At 70.1% G+C, this 19,534-nt stretch carries 22 protein-coding genes, 1 tRNA gene and 1 pseudogene; 9 read left to right on the top strand and 15 right to left on the bottom strand.

Annotated features, from left to right (window positions below; genetic code table 11):
• Positions 1–41: 41 nt before the first annotated feature.
• The 12 genes from ACFY9I_RS10880 to ACFY9I_RS10825 all read right to left on the bottom strand — a co-directional run bounded on the left by ACFY9I_RS10880 (position 42) and on the right by ACFY9I_RS10825 (position 5,765).
• Positions 42–902, bottom strand: a complete 861-nt coding sequence (locus ACFY9I_RS10880; RefSeq protein WP_390999529.1) for a recombinase RecT — start codon at positions 900–902, stop codon at positions 42–44.
• Positions 899–1,822, bottom strand: a complete 924-nt coding sequence (locus ACFY9I_RS10875; protein ID WP_390999526.1) for a lambda-exonuclease family protein — start codon at positions 1,820–1,822, stop codon at positions 899–901. Before ACFY9I_RS10875 ends, ACFY9I_RS10880 begins: the two co-directional genes overlap by 4 nt.
• Entirely contained in the window at positions 1,819–2,121 is a 303-nt protein-coding gene (locus ACFY9I_RS10870) for a hypothetical protein (RefSeq protein WP_390999524.1), read from the bottom strand. The genes ACFY9I_RS10875 and ACFY9I_RS10870 overlap by 4 nt, the downstream gene beginning before the upstream one ends.
• On the bottom strand, positions 2,118–2,627 hold the full coding sequence (locus ACFY9I_RS10865; RefSeq protein WP_390999521.1) for a hypothetical protein: 510 nt from the start codon (positions 2,625–2,627) through the stop codon (positions 2,118–2,120). Before ACFY9I_RS10865 ends, ACFY9I_RS10870 begins: the two co-directional genes overlap by 4 nt.
• Complete coding sequence (locus tag ACFY9I_RS10860) at positions 2,624–2,929, bottom strand: hypothetical protein (protein ID WP_390999518.1); 306 nt, start codon at positions 2,927–2,929, stop codon at positions 2,624–2,626. Before ACFY9I_RS10860 ends, ACFY9I_RS10865 begins: the two co-directional genes overlap by 4 nt.
• Positions 2,926–3,291 (bottom strand): hypothetical protein, encoded by a 366-nt coding sequence (locus tag ACFY9I_RS10855; RefSeq protein WP_390999515.1) that lies wholly within the window; start codon positions 3,289–3,291, stop codon positions 2,926–2,928. The genes ACFY9I_RS10860 and ACFY9I_RS10855 overlap by 4 nt, the downstream gene beginning before the upstream one ends.
• Entirely contained in the window at positions 3,288–3,569 is a 282-nt protein-coding gene (locus ACFY9I_RS10850) for a hypothetical protein (RefSeq protein WP_390999512.1), read from the bottom strand. Before ACFY9I_RS10850 ends, ACFY9I_RS10855 begins: the two co-directional genes overlap by 4 nt.
• Positions 3,566–3,895: a helix-turn-helix domain-containing protein gene (locus ACFY9I_RS10845; protein ID WP_390999509.1), complete on the bottom strand. Its 330-nt coding sequence runs from the start codon at positions 3,893–3,895 to the stop codon at positions 3,566–3,568. The genes ACFY9I_RS10850 and ACFY9I_RS10845 overlap by 4 nt, the downstream gene beginning before the upstream one ends.
• Complete coding sequence (locus ACFY9I_RS10840) at positions 3,888–4,850, bottom strand: hypothetical protein (RefSeq protein ID WP_390999506.1); 963 nt, start codon at positions 4,848–4,850, stop codon at positions 3,888–3,890. The genes ACFY9I_RS10845 and ACFY9I_RS10840 overlap by 8 nt, the downstream gene beginning before the upstream one ends.
• Positions 4,847–5,128, bottom strand: coding sequence for a hypothetical protein (locus ACFY9I_RS10835; protein ID WP_390999504.1), 282 nt, complete (start codon positions 5,126–5,128; stop codon positions 4,847–4,849). Before ACFY9I_RS10835 ends, ACFY9I_RS10840 begins: the two co-directional genes overlap by 4 nt.
• Positions 5,129–5,246: 118 nt before the next feature.
• The gene (locus ACFY9I_RS10830) at positions 5,247–5,480 is read right to left on the bottom strand and encodes a helix-turn-helix transcriptional regulator (protein WP_390999501.1); all 234 of its coding nucleotides are present in this window, start codon (positions 5,478–5,480) and stop codon (positions 5,247–5,249) included.
• Between the two features lie 6 nt (positions 5,481–5,486).
• A complete protein-coding gene (locus tag ACFY9I_RS10825) occupies positions 5,487–5,765 on the bottom strand; it encodes an XRE family transcriptional regulator (protein ID WP_390999498.1) in 279 nt (92 codons plus the stop codon).
• A gap of 267 nt (positions 5,766–6,032) precedes the next feature.
• On the opposite strand from ACFY9I_RS10825, the gene ACFY9I_RS10820 reads away from it, so the two are divergent.
• From ACFY9I_RS10820 to ACFY9I_RS10810, 3 genes are all read left to right on the top strand, one after another.
• Positions 6,033–6,401 carry a helix-turn-helix domain-containing protein gene (locus ACFY9I_RS10820; RefSeq protein ID WP_390999495.1) on the top strand — a complete coding sequence of 123 codons (369 nt, stop codon included), beginning with the start codon at positions 6,033–6,035 and terminating at the stop codon, positions 6,399–6,401.
• A gap of 398 nt (positions 6,402–6,799) precedes the next feature.
• Positions 6,800–8,089, top strand: a complete 1,290-nt coding sequence (locus tag ACFY9I_RS10815) for a tyrosine-type recombinase/integrase (protein ID WP_390999492.1) — start codon at positions 6,800–6,802, stop codon at positions 8,087–8,089.
• Positions 8,090–8,163: 74 nt separating this feature from the next.
• Positions 8,164–8,273, top strand: a tRNA-OTHER gene (locus ACFY9I_RS10810).
• 471 nt (positions 8,274–8,744) lie between these two features.
• Here the strand turns inward: ACFY9I_RS10810 and ACFY9I_RS10805 are convergent.
• Positions 8,745–11,173 (bottom strand): annotated as a pseudogene (locus tag ACFY9I_RS10805) (SpoIIE family protein phosphatase).
• A 672-nt stretch (positions 11,174–11,845) separates the two neighbouring features.
• Here ACFY9I_RS10805 and ACFY9I_RS10800 point away from each other — a divergent pair.
• Positions 11,846–12,412, top strand: coding sequence for a Uma2 family endonuclease (locus ACFY9I_RS10800; RefSeq protein WP_390999489.1), 567 nt, complete (start codon positions 11,846–11,848; stop codon positions 12,410–12,412).
• A 332-nt stretch (positions 12,413–12,744) separates the two neighbouring features.
• Here the strand turns inward: ACFY9I_RS10800 and ACFY9I_RS10795 are convergent, their stop codons facing one another.
• Complete coding sequence (locus ACFY9I_RS10795) at positions 12,745–14,460, bottom strand: ATP-binding cassette domain-containing protein (RefSeq protein WP_390999486.1); 1,716 nt, start codon at positions 14,458–14,460, stop codon at positions 12,745–12,747.
• The gene (locus ACFY9I_RS10790) at positions 14,457–16,352 is read right to left on the bottom strand and encodes an ATP-binding cassette domain-containing protein (protein WP_390999483.1); all 1,896 of its coding nucleotides are present in this window, start codon (positions 16,350–16,352) and stop codon (positions 14,457–14,459) included. Before ACFY9I_RS10790 ends, ACFY9I_RS10795 begins: the two co-directional genes overlap by 4 nt.
• A gap of 78 nt (positions 16,353–16,430) precedes the next feature.
• Here ACFY9I_RS10790 and ACFY9I_RS10785 point away from each other — a divergent pair, with 78 nt between their 5' ends.
• From ACFY9I_RS10785 to ACFY9I_RS10765, 5 genes are all read left to right on the top strand, one after another.
• Positions 16,431–17,462, top strand: coding sequence for a helix-turn-helix domain-containing protein (locus ACFY9I_RS10785; protein ID WP_390999480.1), 1,032 nt, complete (start codon positions 16,431–16,433; stop codon positions 17,460–17,462).
• 162 nt (positions 17,463–17,624) lie between these two features.
• Positions 17,625–17,774 carry a hypothetical protein gene (locus tag ACFY9I_RS10780; protein WP_390999478.1) on the top strand — a complete coding sequence of 50 codons (150 nt, stop codon included), beginning with the start codon at positions 17,625–17,627 and terminating at the stop codon, positions 17,772–17,774.
• On the top strand, positions 17,771–18,034 hold the full coding sequence (locus ACFY9I_RS10775; RefSeq protein ID WP_390999475.1) for a hypothetical protein: 264 nt from the start codon (positions 17,771–17,773) through the stop codon (positions 18,032–18,034). The genes ACFY9I_RS10780 and ACFY9I_RS10775 overlap by 4 nt, the downstream gene beginning before the upstream one ends.
• A gap of 280 nt (positions 18,035–18,314) precedes the next feature.
• Positions 18,315–18,701 (top strand): hypothetical protein, encoded by a 387-nt coding sequence (locus ACFY9I_RS10770; protein ID WP_390999472.1) that lies wholly within the window; start codon positions 18,315–18,317, stop codon positions 18,699–18,701.
• A gap of 17 nt (positions 18,702–18,718) precedes the next feature.
• The gene (locus tag ACFY9I_RS10765; RefSeq protein ID WP_390999470.1) at positions 18,719–18,874 is read left to right on the top strand and encodes a hypothetical protein; all 156 of its coding nucleotides are present in this window, start codon (positions 18,719–18,721) and stop codon (positions 18,872–18,874) included.
• Positions 18,875–19,534 lie beyond the last annotated feature (660 nt).

Genomic DNA, 19,534 nt, shown 5'->3' with positions numbered 1-19,534 from the left:
CCGCCTGATTTCGGCGGGCGGGACCCGGCGCGGGGGATAGGTCAGGCGGGAGGTTGGGCGACGGCCGGCCACTGCTGGCCGGGCTCGTCGTCGACGAACTCGCCCTCGATCGGGCCCTCGTCCTCGTCGCTGCCACCCGACTCCGGCATGGGCGCCTGCGGGACGACACCGGCCGCGACGGTCGTCCGCTGCTCGGCAGCCACCTCGGCCTGCGCCCGCAGTTGCTCGCGCATGTACTCCGCTGACGTCGGCACCCACTTCGTGAGCCGGTGCGCGGCCGTCTTCATCCACATGGCCTCTTCGTGCTTCTGCCACGGGGAGTAGGCGGAGTCGGATCCCTGGCTCATGGCCTTGGCCTTCATCACCTGGGCCCGGTTGAGGACGACGACCTTTGAGGTCGCCCCGTCCTTCATCACCGCGTACGCGTAGACCAGCCGCAGGGCGCCGCGGTCCTCGACGTCCCAGTCGATGTCGTGCTCGGGGCGCTCGTCGCGGCCGGGTGAGTAGCGGAAGGTGTCCCGCTCGCGCACCACCTCGACGATCACGGAGGAGACGGCGCCCGCCCGGTAGATGAGTTCGATCTCGCCCTGGTAGCCGCGGATGCCCTGGATTTCCAGGCGCCCCTTCTGCTTGCGGGGGACGAGGTAGAACTGCTCGGTGCCGGGGGTGAGGCCGAGTTGGGCGGCGTCCATGAGGGCGCCCATGAGGGCGGCGGGGTTGTTCTGTGCGGCTTGGGCGAGGTTGCGGTCACGGCGCAGGACGCCGACGGCGAGGCGGACGAAAGTGTCGGGCTTGACGTGGGACGGCATGACCATGGCGAGGTCGTTGCGGTACTGCTCGACCATGGCGCCGGGTCCGTTGTCGCGGACGGCGACGGCGGTGGAGACGGTGTTCTCGGTCATGCGGCGTTCCTTCGGGTGCGTGCGGGCAGGAGCTGGTAGGTGCGGCCCTCGCGGACCGTGCGGGTAGCGATCCGCTTCGTCTCGCAGACCGCGCGCCGGCCAGAACCGATCGCGTCGAGGAGTTCGCCCTTGCAGGCGGTCAGTTCGTCCTCGGCGGCCCACGCCTGGTCTTGGGCGGCGTGGAAGCGGTCGCGCAGGAGGGTGGGGATCTCGACGTCGACGTCGTCGAGGCCGTCGGGGAGTTCGCGGATCGCCTGGTAAGTGGCGGAGTGGCCGTCGATGCTGGGGCGTTCGTCGTCGGCGAGGGTGCGCATGAACTCGGTGGCGGCTTCCCGCATCTTGAGTGCGTCGGCGGGGTCGTAGTCGACGACGTACTCGCGGTACTCCGACCCTGCGATCAGCACCGCGACGTGGCAGCGGGGCACGACGAGGGCGTCCATGTACCACTGGCACTGGGCCCGGTAGTGCACCGGGATTTCGGCGGTGCCTTCCTCGCCCCAGCCTTCGGCGTCGCGGCTCGTCTTGGCCTCGACGATTGCGGTCGTCCGCCACTCGCCGTCGAGGATGAGACGGTCAGGGTTGACGACCTGCCACGGCCTTCCGGCGGCGGCGTAGGTGGGTGAGGGCCGGACTTCGTCCTCGGGGTGCCGCTTGGCGAACTCGGCGCAGATCGCGGGCTCGTGGATCTTTCCCCAGTACATGACGTCGTTCTCCTCCACCGGGGCGATCAGGCCCTTCTTGCGGTGCCAGAGGGAGAAGCGGGACTCGTACGGGGACAGGCCCATCACGGCGGCGATCTCACTGCCGCCGATCCCGCTCGCACGAGCGGCGTGCCACTCCGTCGAGCCCGGCTCGAAGAAGCCGAGGACGGTGGGGCCGGCGGCCGGGGCCTGGGTTCCGGTCTGTGCGACGGTGGTCATCGGCTACTCCCGTTCAGTCCGGCGAGGGCGTCAGCCCACGCGGTGTCGTCGCTGCCACCGACGAAGCGGGCTTCCACCCGGGCCCCGTACTCGGTCAGCGCATGCCGGGCTTCGTAGGCGCCGGCCGGGGCGTAGGGCGACAAGTGGGTGGTCTTTTTGGTGGTGGCGTCGCGGATGTATCCGGCGGCTCCGGCGGCGGACTGGCTGGAGTTGTATTCGGCGACGGGCTGCCAGATGCCGGGCTGGTTGCGGCAGGCTGCGGCGACGGCTTTGTGGTCGATGTTCGGGCGGCGCTTCACTGGTCGCTCCCGCTGGCGTGCGTCCACTTGGGGTAGTCCTCGGCCCACATCCGTTCCATGCGGCGGGTGCCGTCCGTGCGGTGGAGCCAGCCCCATGCCTCGCGGTCGCCGGTTTTGGGGTCGGTGGTGAGGTGCTCGCACACGTAGCGGGCGCCGTCGCGGGTGTAGGTGCGGCCTGCGGCGAAGAAGTCCTCGGGGGTGGCCGTCGCCGCCGCAGCGGTGGCCTCCTCCCCGAGTCCGGCGTACGCGTCCTGCTCGTCACGCTCGTGCTCGGCGAGGAGCTGCTGCACCTGGTGGAAGTCGCCGTGCTTGGCAGTGGCACGGAGGACACCGAGCAGCCCGCGCAGCATGGCGAGTTCGCCGGAGTAGTTCTCAGGCCCGGTGGCCTCGGCGAGGATCTCGGCGCGGTATGCGTCCAGGCGGCTTTGGACCTCGACCGGGGAGTGGACGGTCATGTTGCCCCGGTCGGTGCGGATCATGCCTTCGAGGACTTCGCGGGCGTTCATGCGGCACCGCCTTCACGCTCGGCCTTGAGCCGGGCGATCTCCTCACGGGCAGCGGCGAGTTCGTCCTCTGTGGTGCGGTGACGCTCGGCCGCCGCAGCGATTCCGTCCCGCCAGCGCTGCACCCCGGCAAGGACCCGGTCGGCGACGGCGAGCTGCTGCTCGACCGGCGTGCCGCTCTTGAACAGCATCTGGAGGTCGCTCGCGGTGGGGCGGTTGCTCGGCCGCAGCGACAGGGACGCGATGGGGTACGGGCCGGACTCGGCGGTGCCGGTCTCTTCCCAGAAGTCGTGCGCGCGCATCATGCCGCACCCGCCGATCGCTGGCCGGGCACCGAACGGGGCGCCGCGATCTCGGCCGCCGCGTCCCGCAACTGGTGCAGGCCACCCGCGTACAGGTCGATCGTGCCGCCGTCCGCGAACTCGTCGATCAGCTTGCCCATGCGCTCGTCGAACTCGTGCCGGGCATGCGAGTCGCGGCCTTGGGTTTGCGCGGACTGCGCCAGCGCGTGCATCTCCGCCAGCTCCTGGCCGAAGCCGTCGTCGCTGTCGGCCGCCTGGAACAGCTCCAGAAACACCGTCCGCAGGAAGCTGGTGACGTTCAGCTCGGCGCCGTCGTCAGTGACGGTCAGGGTGAGAGGCGTCGACCCCTCGATCTTGTAGCTCATCGGAGCTGCCCCTTCGGGGAGGTAGTCAGGAGGAGGAGAAGAGCGGCGGCATCCCGGAGCGCTTCACGGGACGCATGCCGGGCGATGTCCCACTCGCGCAGCAGCGGATAGACCGCCTCGGAGCGGATGGCGCGGGCCAGCCACGGGCGCGGGTCGAAGTCGCGGGCCGAGTCGGAGTCGACGAGGAGGAACCAGACGACGGAGAACGCGGCGTGGACACCGACACCGAGCGACAGAAACGCCGCCCACTCAGCAAGGCTGTGCGTGTGGCCGGTCACGAGGTACCGCCCAACTCGGCGTCGATTGCCGCGCGGATCCCGTGAAGCAGGACCAGGCGTCGCGCGTACTGCTGAGACGCCAAGCTGTCGGGGCTTCCCGGCGCCAGCCCGAGCGCAACGTCCAGCGTCGTGTCAAACACGTTGACCAGGGCCACAGCCTCGTCGAGGCGGGGGACCAACTCCCCGCTCTCGATCTTGGCGATCTTCGACTGAAGCCAGCGGAAGCCCTGCGGCGCCACGGCCTCAGCGACCTCGCGCTGCGTCAGTCGAGCCTCGGCGCGGGCGGTCCGCAACCACTTCGCGAAGACGGCGTTGACGTCAGCCACGGCCCTCACCGCCCGTCTCGGGAAGGTCGTGGCCCACCCGGTACGAGTGGTGGACGTGCTGGTAGTGCTCGCCCTCCGGCTCACGCAACGACGCCACCGGCGAGAACACCCGCGTCACCGCATCCGGGCCCGGCGCCGTGTTGTGACCGTGCTGCGCCTCAGCGATCAGCCGCCACTCCGCGAACACCTTCTCGATGCTGATGAGCACCTCGCGGTCCGGCACGGAGGGTTCGCTGCGGTAGTAGTCCAAGACAGCGCCGCCGAGATCACCGAGGAACTCACGCAGGTCCTCGTCGTCCATGAGCTGCGCCCAGGGCAGAGCAGGCGGGTACGCGCGGCGCTCCACCAGCCCGTCAGCCGCCTTACGAACAGCCTCGACGGTGAACGGACCGCCCGACGTGATGCCCTTCGCCTCAGCCGCGTCGCACAGGTCGAGCACCGAGTCGATGCAGCGGGAGAGGTAGGCCATCTCCTCCGCGATCGTCGGCTCCCTGCCGACATACTTCGCGCGCTCCGCCTCCAACTCGGCAACCCGAGCCCGCAGCGACTCCACCTCGGCGTCCCGCACCGCGAGCACCGCATCCGCACGCCGACCGTTGTGGCACGACCCGACACCGGAGACGCGACCCGCCTCGTCGTAGTGCACACAACCCGTCCAGTACGGCTTGCCATACTCCGGACACGGATGCGTGTGGTGCGCGTTGTCCAACGCCTCCACGAACGCAGCCCGCAGACAGTCACGCTCCGACGACAGCGGCTCGGGCAGCACCGGCACCGGCAGCACATCCGCCGACCCGACGATCCCCAGCTCCGCCAACTCCGTCAGCGTCACCATCACGAACTGCGGACACGCCCCGCACTTCTCCGGCGCATACAACGCCTCACCGTCACGCGAACCGTCACGCCGCGTCCACACAGCGCCGTCCACCGTGTTCACCACCAGCGGGGCACTCACGCCGCCACCCGCTTCGAGTCCGCACGGCCGATACCGTCCGCGTCCAGCGCGGCCAACAAGCCCCGCAACCGGATCTCCAACGTGATCGCCGCCCGCAGCATGGCGTGGTGGTCGTGGATGTTCGCGCCCTGCTGGGCGGCCAAGTCCTCCCGGGCCAGGCGCAGCGCGGTCGACAGCGGCGCCGCATACGCGTCAGACGGGCGCGGCTGGTACAACGCCTGCACCGGCATCGCGTCCGGCAACGGGGCCTCCGGCAGCGTCATCACACGCACGCTCACGCCGGGAAGGTCAGTAGGATTCGTACTCAAGGCGAACGCCTCATTTCTCTGAGAGTGGGGTTGAAGCCGAGTCGGGGGTCGTCGGGTACAGCCGGCGGCCCTTCGGCGTAGGTAGGGGTCAGGCGGCGGACTGCTGCTCGTTCCGCGCGGCCATCCACGTACGGACCGCGTCGAGGTCAAAGCGCCGACCACGGAAGCTCGTCGGCTCGACCGGACAGCCCTTCTGTACCCACTGGTTGACCGTCCAGTTCGAGACGCCGTAACGCGCCATGAGCTGGGCGGTGGTCAGCAAGGGCGAGAGTCCGGTGGGGCGGAGGATCTCGGTGCGCTCAGCGAGGGTCTGAGTCGCCATGGGGGTTCACCTTTCCACTGTGTCAGTAGAAACTGAGGGCATGTCGAAGTGCTCTTGGAGGGGCTCTCCCAGCGCCGTAGCGATGAGCCACGCAGTGCGGAGCCGGCACGTTTCCGCCGCCGTCTCCCCTCGGCCGGTCACCTTGATGACCGTTCCGAGGCTGACTCCCCTTCCGCGGACGTCGACCGCCTTGGTCTTGGCGGCGAGGTCGGCCTGGGTTAGCCGTGAGCGCTCCATTGCGTCTCTGAGTGGCTGGCCTTTGGCCTTGCGGATGAGGTCGGTCATGAATGCCTCGTACCTGTTGGGGACTACGTGACGGCTACGGTCGCCGTTGACACAGTTCTACTGTGTCAGTGTCAGTGAGGTCAAGTGAGCGTGCGTGAGTTTCGGTGAGCGTCAACGAGTAGCGACATGGCTCGAACGTGGGTTCTATGATTCGGGCATATGTCGTAGCCAACGGCGCGTTATGACTTCGTCGCGCGCTGCATACATATCGCGCCACGCTCCTACTTTCACTTGCGAAAGTAGAAGATCACGATGCACTCTTAGCCCGTGACAGACCAGGAGCGCACCGAAGATCTGGCGCAGCTTCTCGCGCGACTCAAGGCCGAACGAGACCTGAGCGACAGCGAGATCGGGCGCCGCATCGGTGTGGCCACCTCCACCGTCAACTCCTGGGTCCACCGCAAGCGCGGTACTGGGCGCGGGCCGGCCCAGAAGAACCTTGAGGCCCTCGCCCGCGAGTTCAACCTCGACAGGGACGCGGTCTTCCGCGCAGCCTCCCGAACCTCCCCCGGCCCTTATGACGCCGAAGGCGAGGCCCGCATCCTGGAGCTGTACCGCGGCCTGACCAAGGATCAACGGCGCGCCAAGGAAGTGGAGATGGTCGCACTCAACGAGATGAACCGCACGGGCCAGTAGCCCCTCGCGCGATCAATTTTGTTCACTCCTCGTGAGTTCTCCGTGACAACATGTCTCCCGGTGGTCGCATAAATCCACCCTGAGGGGTACGGTCGAACGGCTGCCGATGTTCTCCCCCGTCGGCGATAGGTCACTTCAGCCTGCGAACTCGGGGGTACACATGTGCGTGCGCGTTAGCTTTGCCTCACCTAACGCTCTTCCGGCCTTCGATGCTGATGAGCGCGTGATCATCCTCCCGCGCGGAATGCCCGCACCACACACAGTGACACTCGTACGCGCCATCCTTCACGAACTGGTCGTGCCGCAGCCCGAGTTGGGTGCAGTCTGCTGGTGTGGGGATCCGGTCGACCTGGCCCCCCGCATCCCTCACCAGCGAAGGAGCGAGCAGGTGGTGAACCATGGGGCGTAGGGCCTCGAACAACCCGCGACAGTTGCGGGCCAAAAGCTGCGGTTGCCCGAAGTGCATGGAGGCGTACCCGCCGGAGGAGCACGGCGCGCGCAACCGTCGACGAGACTGCCAGGGTTCCTGGCAAGCCCGGTACCGCGATCCTGACGGGAAGCAGAAGCAGAAGTGCTTCCCGATCAGTGAAGGTGGCAAGAAGGCGGCCGAGGCCTTCCTCGACGACGTGCGCACCCGAGTGCGGAAGCGTACGTACGCCGACCCTAAACGCGGCGAGATCACCCTCTCCCAGTGGTGGGACATGTGGTGGCCGGCGCAGCCAACCCGAGCGGTCACGACGACGAATCGGAAGCTGTCCAACTGGCGCGCCCACATCGCACCGAAGTGGGGCTCGTGGCGGATGTGCGACCTGGAGTACATCGAGCTCCAGAAGTGGATCACCAAGGAGGTGAAGGGTCATCACACCCGGCGCAAGGTACTGGAGCTGCTGAACCAGATGCTCCGGGACGCCGTGCGTGACGGCAAGCGCATCCCGTTCAACCCGGCCGCCGAGGTGCAGCTCGACGCCGCACCGAAGAAGGACACCGAGGACACCCGGCCGCCGACGCGCGAGCAGTGCGCGCTCCTACGTGAGCATGTCCCGTGGACGTACCGGCCACTCGTCATCTTCCTTGAGGAGACGGGCCTGCGGTGGGGCGAGGCGACGGGCCTGCGGTGGGCGCACGTGGATCTCGACGGCGAGCACCTCAAGGTGAAGGAAGTGCTCAGTGAGGACCGGGGCAAGCTGTTCCGCAAGGCGGCGCCCAAGAGCGTGGCCGGCTTCCGTACGGTGCCGCTCACTCCGGAGGCGATCGAGGCGGTCCGGATCATGGCTGCGCGGTTCAGGCCGGTCGACACCGTCTCTCCGATCGGGGATGGTCGGGACCTGCATGCGGAAGAGCTGGTGTTCCGAGGCCCGAACGGTGGTGCGCTCACCCGGCACAACTTCCGGCGGACGTGGATCCCTGCGATTCAGGCTGCTGGCCTGGCCCGGAAGGTGAAGAACGAGGAGACCGGCCGCCATGAGTGGTGGCCGCGGGTTCACGATCTGCGGCACGTGTTCGCTACCAGGCTGAAGGATCTGGGGATCCCGGAGAAGGATGTGCAGACGGTGATGGGTCACGACCGCGGAAGCAAGGTGACGTGGCTGTATCAGCACTCGGCGGAGGATGTTGCCGCTCAGGTGCGGGAGGTCATGGTGCCGAAGCAGAAGGGCTCTGTTCGAAAACTGCGGGCGGTGGCTGGCTAGATGCCACATGGATGCCACAACACCCCCTCACTGTCCCTCACTGAGACTCACTGAGACTCGTTTACGCACGTCAGGCCCCTGTTATCGTGGACTCACTGAGCCACCGCTGGGCTCACTGAGACTCATGATCGCTTTACGTTTTCTCCTAAAGCGGGTGTCGCAGGTTCGAATCCTGCCGGGGGCACAACGCATTAATCCGCTGACCTGGGTTTCTTCCCCAGGGAGCGGCTTTGCTCGGCCTCGGACTCCTCGTCCGGGGCCGTTTGCGTGAGCGGACGGGGAGTTGATCTCACGAATTCCTCCCGACGGATCAGCATCATCAAGCGCGAGCTTTTCCGCCTTGCCGGGCTCGGGCGCCGCGGCGGAAGCGGTGTTCTCGCGCTCTCGCCGACAAGTCAGGCGGACTGGCGGACTGGCGGACTGGCGCAAGCGAGGGCGCGCCGAGGCTTGGTTGGGCGGGACATCGGTCACTGACGGCTGATCGCGCGGGACACTCCCGCCGTGACCGTGGCGGCCAGATCCAGTTGGTCGCGATCAGCGCATAGGACAGCCATTGCCCACTGCCGCGTGACGCGAAGGCGCCTTCCTGGAGCGGCGGCGGGCAGGGCTGTCCGGCCCCCCGCTTCCCTGTCGGCTGTCACGCTCGCCGGGACGGTCAATCCGACAGAGGTTGCTCGGCCCAGATCGTCTTGCTGGCGGAGGTCTGGCGGCTGCCCCAGCGCTCGGCGACCTGGGCGACGAGCAGCAGTCCGCGTCCGCCCTCGTCGAAGGCGCGGGCCCGCCGCAGGTGCGGGGCGGTGTTGCTGCCGTCGGAGACTTCGCAGATGAGCGCGTCGGCGCGAATGAGCCGCAGCTGAATGGGGGCGTTGCCGTAACGGATGGCGTTGGTGACCAACTCGCTCACAATCAGTTCGGTGGCGAACTCGAGCTCGGTCAGGCCCCAGGCGTCCAGCTGTTCGCCCGCCATCCGGCGGGCCCCGGCGACGGCCGCAGGATCCACGGGCAGCTGCCAGGTGTGCGCCTGATCCGCGCCGAGACCGGCAGTATGGGCCAGGAGCAGGACGACGTCGTCGGCAGAGGGTTCGGGCATCACCTTGCGCAGCACTTCGTCGCAGGCCTCGTCCAGGTCGGCGGCCGGGCAGCGAAGCGCTTCGGTCAGCAGCTCCAGTCCGACATCTATATCGCGACCGCGGGCCTCGATCAGGCCGTCGGTGTAGAGGGCGAGCAGGCTGCCCTCACCCACGTCGATCCGGGCGGCCTCGAAGGGCAGTCCGCCCAGGCCGAGCGGTGGCCCGGCGGGCAGGTCCAGGACTTGGACGGTGCCGTCGGAGGTCACCAGGACGGGCGGCGGGTGCCCGGCCCGTGCCAGGTCGCATCGGCCGGCGACGGGGTCGTAGACGGCGTACAGGCAGGTGGCACCCACCTCTCCCGAGGCCCCCTCCGCCTGCCCTCGCGTGTCCGGGCCTTCCTCCCGGTCCAGGCGGATGACCAGGTCGTCCAGCCGGGTGAGCAGCTCGTCGGGCGGAAAGTCGGCGTCGGCGAGCGTCCGTACCGCGGTGCGCAGGCGGCCCATCGTGGCGGAGGCGTGCACGCCGTGGCCCACGACGTCACCCACCACCAGCGCGACCCGTCCCCCGGACAGCATGATCACGTCGAACCAGTCTCCGCCGATCCCGTCCGCCGAGCCGGCGGGAAAGTAGCAGTAGGCGAGGTCCACCGCCGCCAGCTCCGGCAGCCGCTCGGGCAGCAGATTGCGCTGGAGGGCGAGTGCCGTCCGGCGCTCGCGGGTGTAGCGGCGGGCGTTGTCGATGCTCACCGCGGCCCTGGCGGCGATCCCTCAGCGAGCAGCAGGTCTTCCTCGCTGAAGGCTTCCGCCGTCCGGTGCCGCAGGAAGTACACCAGGCCCAGGGTCACCCCGCGGGCACGCAGCGGCACCATCATCACCGTATGGACCATGCATCGGCCCAGGGCCCCGGGCCGGGCCGGGGAAACCGCTCCCCACCCCCGCAGCAAGGGGTCACCCGCCTGGTGCCGGCTGCCCCGACCGGTGACCAGGGCCCGGACCGGGAGCGAGTCCTGGGGGCAGACATCCACGTCCCCCGGCGTGAGCACGGACTCCGGGCAGTCCCGGAGCACCGACCGCTGCGCGGCACGGCGGAAGACGACCGGCCCGGTGGGCGGTACCGGTTCCGGCTCGTCGCCCCGGAGGACGGACTCCAGTAGGTCGACGGCGGCGAAGTCGGCGAACCCGTCCACCGCCACCTGGGCCAGTTCCTCGACTGTCCGGGTCACGTTCAGGCTGCTGCCGATGCGCAGGCTGGCGTCGTTGAGCACCGCCAGGCGGCGCCGGGCCCAGTACTGTTCGGTGGTGTCGATCACCAGCGCCGACACGCCCTGCACTGCGCCGCTCCCATCCCTCAACGGGGAGAGGAACATCGACCTGGCACGTGCGCGGGTGTCCCCGGGGGCCTGCGCGGCGTACTCGCGGAAGAGCATGGACCCGGTACGCAGGACCTGCTGCTGGAGACGGTCGATCTCGTCAAAGGGCGGGTGGGGCTCGATCTCCCACAGGGTGAGCCCTCTCATCTCCTCCTGGGGCTTGCCCAATGCCTGGATCATCAACTCGTTGGCTGCCACAAACCGCGCTTCGCGGTCGTAGATCGCCACGGGCTGCGGGAGCTGCGCGAGCGTCCAGTCCCACAGCTCCGCCGCTCCAGGGGCGGCCGGCGCGGAAAGGAGCGTCACCGTCATCTCGGTGACGAGCCAGAGGGTCTTGCCATCCACGTTCACCAGCGGCATTCCCTGAAACCGCGCAACGACCCGACCTCCACCCCGGTGCCGTAGCGCCACCTCACTCCCCCACGGCTTTCCGGCGGCCATACGGCGCCGCACGGAGACAGCCAGCTCTGCGGCGAGCAGGTCGGAGGCCGGCCGACCCAGCACTTCCTCCGGCTCGTACCCGAGCAGTCGTTCGGCCCCGGCGCTCCATACCAAGACGGTTCCGCGGGCGTCGATGACGACCGCGAAGTCCTCGGGTGCTACTGCACCCTCTGCTCCTATGTGCGTGTCGGGCTCGTTGTCCATGGGTGCATCCCGACCTCATACCTGCCGCGCCCAGCACGGCGCTGCGCACCAGCACTGCCTCCAGCATCCCGCTTCGGCACACGCAGCTCAACCGACCACACCACGCACGCGTGTGTCAGCCTCGGAGATCAGCGGACACGCGCTCCAGCCCGGCCAGGGCGGGGGCTTGGCCGGCCTGCGGCTCGGACTGGCCGGTCGACCCGCTGCTCCTTTCATCCGGATCGCCACTGCGATCGGCCGCAGCAACCCTGAGGGGAACGAGCCGTCGTCGCTCAACGGCCGCGGAAGAGCCTGCCCCGGACCCCATCGCTGATCATGCACACCGCGGAAGCGGCGCGTCAGTTGCCTGACGGCGGCTCGGCAACGCTCGGCCGGGCCGACGGGCGTCTCCCTCCGGCATGACCCGCACCGGCGTGATCCCCACGCCGCCGGCGATCAGCCGAGCGCCGGGCCGGCCGCCGCCGCGCTCCACGGGTCGGGTGGTGCCGCCGGCCTGTTCCGACCCCCTGGTGACGAGTGCACCGCGCCGGTTCCTCACTTGTCGTGGGCTCGCTGGTTGGATGCCGGCTGACGGGGAGAGGCATGAGCGTGATCAGCGTGCTGTACCGGTCGCAGACAGTACGCTGAATCCTGCGGGATCGGGCCCGCAGCACAGTGTCCGGGAGGTGCTTCATGACGGCCGAGATGGTGGCCCCGGCGTGGATGCATGAGCAGATCACGGCGGAGGTCTACGAGTCCTGGTCCGAGGAGCAGTGCGCCGGTATCGAGATCGTGGACGGGATGGTCGTCGTGAGTCCGAGCGCGTCCAAGCGGCACAACCGACTGGCGCGGATTCTCGCGAACGCCCTGGATGCCGCCGCAGGCCCGGAGTGGAACGCCGACACGGACTTCGACGTCCGGCTTCAGGACGTCCCGCTCACCAATCGCCGCCCGGACGTCGTCGTGTACCGCGCAGACACGATCGACATCACCCCGACCCGCCCTGAACACGTGCTGCTGGTCGCGGAGGTGGTGTCGCCGGGCTCGGAGACCACCGACCGGATCGTGAAGGTCGACCAGTACGCCAAGGCGGGCATCGGCTTCTACTGGCGGATCGAGCAGGCGGCGACGGGTGTTCCTCTCGTGTACACCTACGTTCTCGACCCCGCGACGAGGACCTACCGGGACGGAGACGTGTTCACCGGCGTCCTCAAGGTAGCGGCCCCCTTCGCGGTGGAGATCGACCTCGGCCAGATCTGACCACGCGCTGCTCAGCAGTCGGCAGCGCGTGAGCGATGCGTGAGCGGACGGTCCGATACGGGGCGGCAGGAGCCGGATCAAGTGGCTCACCACGCGGTTCTGACCAGGGGGAACAGCACCGCGCGGCAGTGCCAGGCACCACCCGGCAAGGATTCGATCCCACTCCTAAAGCGCTCTAAAGCGGGTGTCGCAGGTTCGAATCCTGCCGGGGCACAACACATCACCACCCCTGACCTGGGATTTCTTCCGACGGAGGGCTCCTGCTCGGGCACTTCGGACCGGCATCTCCGTGCTGGGGGCGCGCGAGCGCGCAGTACCGCCGGCTTGCCGTCTCAGTCCCGCGCCGCCCCGGCCCGGGACAGGTCCCAGTACGCAGCGTAGCGGCCGGCGCGGCGCAGCAGCTCCTCGTGGCTGCCCTGTTCGACCACCCGCCCGGCGTCCAGGAAGGCGACGCTGTCGGCCCGGCGTACGGTGCCCATGCGGTGGGCCACCATCACCACGGTCCGGCCCGTCATCAGCTTCTCGATGCCGGCGTGCACGGCCGCCTCGTTCACCGGGTCCAGGGCCGAAGTGATCTCGTCGAGCAGCACGATCGGCGCGTCCTTCAGCAGCGCGCGGGCGATGGAGACGCGCTGTCGCTCGCCGCCCGACAGCAGCGCCCCGCCCTCGCCCACCTCCGCCGACCAGCCGCCGGGCAGCCGCTCGATCACCTCGTCGAGACGGGCCGCGGCGGCCGCGGCCCGTACCTCGGTGTCGGTGGCGTCCGGGCGGCCGAGGCGTACGTTCTCCTCGATCGTGCCGTCGAAGAGGTAGACGTCCTGGAAGACGATGGCGATCCGTGCCATCAGCGCCGCGGTGTCCATCTCCCGTACGTCCACGCCGCCGATCCGCACCGCGCCCGCGTCGACGTCGTAGAAGCGGGCGAGTAGTTGCAACAGCGTCGTCTTGCCCGCGCCCGACGGCCCGACGACGGCGAGGCGCCCGCCCTCGGGTACGGACAGCGTCACCCCGTCGGCGACCACGCGGTCGCCGTGCCGGAAGGTGACCGCGTCGAACTCGATGTGGTGGCAGGACGGTTCGCGCGGCGCGCGGGGCTCGGGCAGCGGCTTGGTGGTGAGGACCTCGTCGAGGCGGGTGAGTTCGGCGCGGGCGGCGCGGATGCCACCGCTCATCTCGGCGAGGGACAGCAGCGGGTCGGCGCAGCGGGCGGCGAGCACCAGGAGTGCGAGCACCTCGGCCGTGCCGATGTCCCCGCCGAGGGCGAGGTACGCGCTGAGTGCGAGCAGGGCGGTGAACACCGCCTGCACGGTGACCGCGAAACCCAGCACACCTGGCAGCGCCGAAAGGGTGGAGCGGCGTGAGGCGCGGCGCAGTTCCTGCAGGGAGTCGTCCAGCAGGCCGAAGCGCTCGCCGGTGCGGCCGCCGGCGCGCAGCACCGGCTGGGCCTGGAGGTACTCGATGACGCGCCCGGTGGCCGCGCGCTCGCGCGCCACGCGCTCCGCGTCGGTCGCCGTCGTCGCGCGGGCGGTGCGGAGTTGGACCGCGGCCACCAGCGGGACAGCGGCCAGGCCGGCGAGTCCCAACTGCCAGTTGTAGGCGAGCATCACGGCGACGATCGTCAGCGGCGTCACCACGGCGGAGATGAACGGCGCCAGCAGGTGCGCGATCACGCTCATCGCCTGCAACACGCCCTGGCTCGCGAGGACGGACACCTCGCCGGTGCGGCCGGGCTGGTACCAACCGATGGGCAACCGGGCGAGGTGTGCGCCGAGGCGCTCGTACATGCCGTGCAGCATCGTCGTACCCACGCGGAAACCGGAGCGGTCGCTGACGTACCGCAGTACCGCGTAGACCGCGACCGCCGCGCCGAAGGCGGCCAGCCAGGGCCGGGCGTCCTCGGGTGTGCTGCCGAAGAGTGCTCGCAGCGTGGGCACCAGCAGGGCGTACGACAGTCCCTCGGCGAGGGCGGTCGCCGTCATCAGGGCGACGGTGCGGCGCACCGGCCCGGCGTACTCGTGGCCGAGCACGCGCAGCAGTGTGCTGATCATCGGGCCTCTTCCCCTTCCATGGCAGCGGCTTGCACGGCACCGGCTTGCACGGCAGCGGCTTCCGCGGCACCGGTGTGGATCTTCCAGAAATCGGCGAACGCGCCGTTTCTTGCGAGGAGTTCCTCGGTCGTGCCGCGCTCCGCGATCTCGCCGTCGCGCAGCATCACGACGGTGTCGGCGTCGGCGATCGTCTCCAGGCGGTGGGCGATGACCAGCGTCGTCCGCTTCTGACGGGTCTGCGCCAGCGCCTCGCGCACCGCCTGCTCGGTCTGCGGGTCGGCGAAGGCGGTGGCCTCGTCGAGGACCAGGACGGGGGTGTCCGCGAGCAGGGCGCGGGCGATCGAGACGCGTTGCGCCTCGCCGCCGGAGAGGCGGGCGTCCTCGCCGATCACCGAGTCGTAGCCGCGGGGCAGTTGGAGGATGCGGTCGTGGATGCTCGCCCGACGGGCGGCGCGGACGACGGCGTCGCGGTCGGCGTGCGGGACGGCGAGGGCGATGTTGTCCGCGACCGAGGCGCGCAGCAGCCGGACGTCCTGGAAGACGAACGACACCCGCCGGTACAGCTCCTGGCTGCCCACCTCGCGCAGGTCGACGCCGCCGAGGAGCACGGAGCCGTGCGTCGGGTCGTAGAACCGCGGCAGCAGCTGCACCAGCGTGGACTTGCCGCTGCCGGACGGCCCGACCACGGCCGTGATCGTCCCCGGCTCCAGCACCAGGTCGATGCCGCGCAACACCTCGTGCCCGGCCGCGGCACCCTCACGCCCGGCCGCGCCACCCTCGTACCCGCAGCGACCCTCGTACCCGAAGTCACCGCCGTACCCGAAGCGACCCCCGTACCCGAAACGGACGGCCCGCAGCTCCACCCGGTGTCCCTCGGGCGCCACCGGCCGTACGGGTTCGGGCAGCGGCGGCTCGGCGAGTACGTCCCTGATGCGGCCGACGGCGCGCCGCGCGGCCTGCAGGTCGTCGAAGCCGTGCCCGAGCGCGGCCACGGGCGCGGTCAGCCCGAGGCCGAGCAGCAGGAAAGGCAGCAGGTCCGCCGGGGCGAGCCCGCCCCCGGTGATCCGGTACGCGCCGCCGACCAGCACCGCCAGCAGTACGAACGGCGGCGACAGCGCCACCTGCATCCCGGCGGCGGGCCCGGCGAGACCGTGCACCATCCGGTAGAAGCTCCGGGTGAAGTCGCCCACCGCGGTACGGAACGTGCCGTGCGCCCGCTCCGCCCCGCCGAACACCTTCACCACCGCGATGCCCTGCACGAACTCCACCACCGACGCCGAGATCCGCCCCATCGCGGCGTCGAACTCCTTCTGCTCGCGCAGCCGCGCGGGGGTCATCATCAGCGGGACCAGCGCGACCGCAAGCAGCACGGGGATCAGCGTGATCAGCGTCAGCCGCCAGTCCACGGTGAGGAGGTAGCCCAGCGAGACCAGCGGCACCACGAAGGCGGAGACCAGTTCGCCCGGCGTGTGGGCGATGAGCGGGTGCACGGCGCTGACGTCCTCGCCCACCAGCTTCGCCAGCTCCCCGTTGCGCCGCCGCGCCAGCCGGCCGATCGGCACCCGCCCGAGCCGTGCGGCGAGTCGCCGGCGCAGCGACAGCTGCACGTGGGTGTCGAGAAGGTGCCCGACGCCGGACGAGGCGGCCGTGAACAGCAGCCGTACGAGCAGCCCTGCCGCGCCCGCGATCACGACGGCGCGCACGTGCCCGTCGTCGGCCGGCCCCGGCGCCAGCAGCGTACGGCCGAGCTCGACGACCGCGAGCAGCGGCGCCAGGCCTGCGACGGCGCCGATGAGCTGCAGGACGACGACGGTGGCGAAGCCGCCCGCGTAGGGGCGCAGCAGACGGGCCACGCGCGGTGGTGGCGGCGCGGTGGTTCCGGTGGAAGTCATGCGCTCACCTTCGCCGCGGGTGCGGCCCGCTGGATTGAAGAAATGTTCCGTCCGGCGGGCCGCCCGTAGCATGGACTTATGTCAACTGCCGTGCGCCAACGCGTCGTTGCCCCCGTGTGGCAGGTCACGCGCCCGGCTCGGCCCGGCGGCGTACCCGGCGTCGTCCTTGCGGGGCTGCGCGACCACGGTCCGGATCCGGTCGACCACCGGCTCGACCCGCACCCCGTGCTGACGCTGGCGCTGGCCTGCGGCGAGGCGGCGCTCGGCATCGACGAGTCGACGGGGCGGCGGCACCGCGGCAGCCTTGTCACCGGGCTCGGGTTCGGCACCGGCGGTGCGGCGCGGGTGCGGGCGGCGAACGTCGAGTGGATGCAGGTGCGCCTGTCCCCCGCCATCGCGCGCGCCGTGCTGGGCGTGGGCCCCGCTGAGCTGGCGAGCTCGGTGGTGACCGTGGACGACCTGTGGGGAGAGCGGCGGGCGGCCCGGCTGCGCGAGCGGCTGGCCGAGGCCGCCTCGTGGGAGGAACGCTTCGCGCTCGTCGAAGCGTTCCTCGCCCGGCTGTTGGCCGCGGGGCCCGCCATCGAGCCGGAGCTGGCCTGGGCCTGGGACCGTATCGTCACCGGGCACGGTCAGGTGCGGGTCGAGGAACTGGCCGACGAGCTGGGCTGGAGCCGCAAGCGCCTGTGGTCCCGCTTCCACGCGCAGCTCGGCCTGGCGCCCAAGCGCGCCGCGAAGCTCGTCCGCTTCGACTGGGCGGCCACCCGCCTGGCCGGGGGCCAGGAGGCGGCCGGGGTCGCGGCCGACTGCGGCTACGCCGACCAGTCGCATCTGCACCGGGACGTCGTGGCGTTCACCGGGGTGACCCCCGCGACCGTGGCCGGCCAGTCACTCGTCGCGACGGCCGACATGGCGTGGGTGGACCATGTGCCGCGCCTCTCGGCACGATGCGGCAATGCCCCGGCCTCCCGTTTCGACGGGCCGCACCGGCCCCCGCCGCCGATGGGCGGAGATACCCCAGGTGGACGAGTTCCCGGGGAGGGTGCGGACGTACGGTCCCGTCACCGGCGCCGGCAGTCCGCTCGCGCCGCCGATGCGGGTGACTCCGGCTGACGGCGGCTTCGTCGGACGGCGCGATCCGGGCATCGTGCACGAAGGAGAACCCACCGCTCCGCGGCGCAGCCGCCACTGCCCCTGACCTCCTGTTCGCCCGCTCCGGAACCCTCGCTCGCGATCACATGCCCGTGCCCCGCGGACGTCATCACCGTCGACGCCATGCCCCTGGTCCGCCCGTATGTCGTCGAATGGGAACGCGAGCGGGACGAACATGACCGGCGCCGCCTTCAGCGGGAGCGGCGCCGGGCGGCGGTCCTGGCGGCGCTCGGGCAGGACTACGTTCCGGTTCCGTGGGAGGTCGCCGTATGAGCACGAGTACGCCGCGTCTGCGCAGTCTCGGCCTCGACCCGGACACCGGCAAGGAGGCCCTGGCGGTCACGCGCCCCGGCGGCCGTCTCGAGGAGCTGGCCGACGTGCACGCCCTGCAGGCCGCCGCCGTCCTGGTGACAGTCGTCGGCGCCGTACTGGAGGTGGGGAAGGCCTCGGACGCAGAACTCGCCGCCTTCGTAACGCCATTGCATGCCGCACTCGAAGAATGCGTCGGCATCATCACGACCGACCGGGAGTGACGACGTAGAGGTATTCCACCTTGAGGCCGGTGGCGCCCGGAGGGTTCGTCCCTGGGCGCCACTGACCCACATCCCCCGCTGCTCCTTGACCTCAGGTCCGTATCCGGTCGGCACCCTTCTCGCACGCGCGGCGCTCGGCTGCCCGCCTCACTCCCTGATGAGACCGCGATGCGCGGCCCACGACCGAGCGGCGGCAATCAAGGGCGCACGGTGCGGAAGTTCAGCTCCACCCGCGCGGCATGCGGCTCGCCCGGCGGCTTGCCGGGCAGCGGATCGACGCGTGAGGCATCCCCTACAACTGCTACGACTGCGACACCTCGACGCGCACCACGCGATGACGCTGATCGTCGCCGAGATCGCCCCGGACCGCAGCGCCCGCAAGGCCGCCTGGCGGATGATCCGCCGCGAGGAGGGTCTGGACGACGACGTCCGACTCGAACGCCCCGGCTGGATATGCCGACCGGGCCGCCCCTTGGAGGACGTCGTGAGCACACAGTCGGACCATGGCACGGAGCTGCTCCCGCGCCCCGAACGCACCCCCGACGCCGTCCGTGTGGCACTCGCCCGGATCGCTCCTCACCGCTTGGACGAGATGGCAAAGCACAAGGAAGAAGCACTCGCCGCCGCCATTCGGACAGCAGGATCGGGCACCTTCAGCACTGGCTGACCCACTGGGCCTCTCAGGTGGAGATCGAGCGTCGCCCCGATCTCTCCGCACGCCGTAGCCGTGCTCTCGCCACGATCCACGGCACGACCAGCAAGAACGACCCTGCATTCCGATCCGCCATGGACGAGCTGCGTGCCGTGGAGGACATGGCGACGCAGGAGGTGTCCGAGTGACATGGAGGTGGGAGTACGACCCCAGCGAGGCGTACGTCATCGGCGGAGCACCGCCGGCGTTCGTCGCCGAGGTCGGGGAAACGGGCTGACGAGCTGGTGGGTGCTGCTGCTGCCTTATACCTCGGCGGAACACAGTACGAAGGGCTGGGCCCGAAGGGAGATACCGCACATATCAAAGGCGACCACAGGGTTACCGACCCACCGTCGGACGGCTTCGCGCCCTCCGGGCCCAGGGGTCACGGCCCGCCGTGACCCATGCCCTGCTTCGCCGCCGGCGTGGCATGCCCAGGCACCGCTCACCACCCCCGCGGGGCCCTTCGGTCGGCGGCCTCCGCACGGTCGCGGAGAAGACAACGGCTCCGCACCGCTCGACCAAAGGACCCACCTGTCACAGCCTCAGGAGCCGGATCTTCGGGCGGACTTGATGCGTGCATATTAAATGCATGCAGTCTCAGTGGTCTGGTACTGTCCGCGGAGCCAGTCAGCGGAGGGGTCGGCCGGAACGGCGGCTCTGGCTGATGGCAACGGGGAACGGGGTAGCAGTTCAGAGCCCGATGCGGTATCTCCCATGGAATCCATGGGTCGGGCGATGTGAGTGCGAAGCAAGATCACAAGTTCATAGTTCACATGATGACGCGTCGTGATCAGCCGCGCTCCGAA

Origin of the sequence: Streptomyces sp. NPDC012510 (assembly GCF_042955065.1) — a bacterium.
Taxonomy (GTDB): domain Bacteria; phylum Actinomycetota; class Actinomycetes; order Streptomycetales; family Streptomycetaceae; genus Streptomyces.
Note: the sequence above shows the minus strand (reverse complement) of the source record. Positions and strands in the feature narration are given on the sequence as shown.